This is a genomic window from Pseudomonas sp. NPDC087639 (assembly GCF_044743385.1).
Taxonomy (GTDB): domain Bacteria; phylum Pseudomonadota; class Gammaproteobacteria; order Pseudomonadales; family Pseudomonadaceae; genus Aquipseudomonas.
Window position 1 is genome coordinate 1 of record NZ_JBIUWI010000177.1, and the last position, 1,787, is coordinate 1,787.

The 1,787-nt window shown below is 60.8% G+C and carries 2 protein-coding genes; one reads left to right on the plus strand and one right to left on the minus strand.

Features of this window, described 5'->3' with window-relative positions; all coding sequences use genetic code 11:
- Positions 1-28: 28 nt before the first annotated feature.
- The gene (plsY, locus tag ACIOVB_RS27660) at positions 29-598 is read left to right on the plus strand and encodes a glycerol-3-phosphate 1-O-acyltransferase PlsY (RefSeq protein ID WP_187680840.1); all 570 of its coding nucleotides are present in this window, start codon (positions 29-31) and stop codon (positions 596-598) included.
- Positions 599-621: 23 nt separating this feature from the next.
- On the opposite strand, the gene tsaD is transcribed toward plsY, so the two are convergent.
- Positions 622-1,647, minus strand: coding sequence for a tRNA (adenosine(37)-N6)-threonylcarbamoyltransferase complex transferase subunit TsaD (tsaD, locus tag ACIOVB_RS27665; RefSeq protein WP_187680841.1), 1,026 nt, complete (start codon positions 1,645-1,647; stop codon positions 622-624).
- Positions 1,648-1,787: the final 140 nt, after the last annotated feature.

Below are 1,787 nucleotides of genomic sequence, written 5' to 3' on the forward strand. Positions count from 1 at the left end.
CAGGGCGTCCTCGCCCGGAATAGTTAGCATGTTTTGGTTACTGGCGACTCTCGCCTACCTGCTCGGCTCTCTGTCCTTCGCCATTTTGCTCAGCCGCCTGACCGGAAACCCGGATCCGCGAATGAGTGGCTCGGGTAATGCCGGAGCTACCAACATGCTGCGCCTGGCCGGCCGCAAACTCGCGATCCTGACCCTGCTGGGTGATCTGTGCAAAGGCTTGCTGCCGGTGCTGATCGCATCGGCTGTCGGCCTTTCGCTGCAGGATCAGGCCTGGATAGGCGTATGCGCCGTGATCGGTCACCTGTTCCCGCTGTACTTCCGCTTTCGCGGCGGCAAAGGCGTCGCCACTGCCGCCGGCATGCTGCTGGGCCTGTATCCGCCGGCTGCGCTGTTAGCGGTGTGCGCATGGCTGCTAACGTTTTACCTGACCCGTACCAGCTCACTGGCGGCGCTGATCGCCACGCCACTGACCCTGCCGCTGCTCGCCTGGCAAGAGCCAAAGGCTTTGCTGCCGATGAGCGCCTTGACGCTACTGATCGTCTGGCGCCACCGCGGCAATCTACGCGACCTGTTTGCCGGGCGCGAACGGCATTTTTAAATGCCGGCCTTCCGCACTGCTCATTACAACGCCGACAACTGCTCCATCGGCCAGCGCGCCTGCACGCTGATCGCCAGACTTTCCTGCTGACCGGCCTGCAAACGCTGGCAACCGGCAAACGCGATCATCGCGCCATTGTCGGTGCAGAACTCGGGACGGGCGTAAAACACATCGCCCTTCATGTCGCCGAGCATTTTCTCCAGCGAAACACGCAAAGCCTTGTTTGCGCTGACGCCACCCGCGATGACCAGACGCTTCATGCCCGCCTGTTTCAGGGCACGCTTGCACTTGATGGTCAAAGTCTCCACCACGGCCTGCTGGAACGCCAGCGCGATGTCGCAACGGGCTTGCTCGCTGTCGTCCCCGGCGCTGACGCACTGCTGCCAGGTGTTGAGGGCGAAGGTTTTCAGACCGCTGAAGCTGAAATCCAGCCCAGGGCGATCACACATCGGACGCGGAAAAGTAAAACGTCCTGCAGCGCCCTTCTCCGCCAGCTTGGCAATTTCCGGTCCGCCTGGGTAATTGAGGCCCATCATCTTCGCGGTTTTGTCGAACGCTTCGCCGGCAGCATCGTCGAGCGTCTCGCCAAGCAAGGTGTATTGGCCGATGCCATCGACCTGAACAAGCTGCGTATGACCGCCGGAGACCAACAAAGCGACGAACGGGAATTCCGGTGGTTTTGGCTCCAGCATAGGTGCCAACAAATGACCTTCCATATGATGCACACCGAGTGCCGGAATGCCCCAGGCAAACGCCAGCGCCTGAGCACAGGAAGCACCAACCAGCAGAGCGCCAACCAGGCCAGGACCCGCGGTATAAGCGATCGCATCGATCTCGGTCGGCACACGGTCAGCCTCGGCCAACACCTGACGAATCAAGGGCAGCATGCGCTTGACGTGGTCACGCGAGGCCAGCTCAGGCACCACACCGCCATACACGCGATGCAGGTCGATCTGACTGAACAGTGCGTCGGCCAGCAGGCCGCGTTCACTGTCGTATAATGCGACGCCGGTTTCGTCGCAGGAGGTTTCTAATCCCAGTACTAGCATGGGTTTGCGCCTTGTTTAGGCTGACTTCGAAGGCGCGCATAATAGTCGCCGCGTGATGCCCCGGCCAGCGGTTTTCGATCAGAGGCTTTGCATTCCGAGAGATGAGGGGTTAACATCCGCAACCCTTAAAAACCGACGTC

Coding starts and splice junctions, on each gene's coding strand:
- plsY (WP_187680840.1), top strand. CDS start 29: ATGTTTTGGTTACTGGCGACTCTCGCCTACCTGCTCGGCTCTCTGTCC.
- tsaD (WP_187680841.1), bottom strand. CDS start 1,647: ATGCTAGTACTGGGATTAGAAACCTCCTGCGACGAAACCGGCGTCGCA.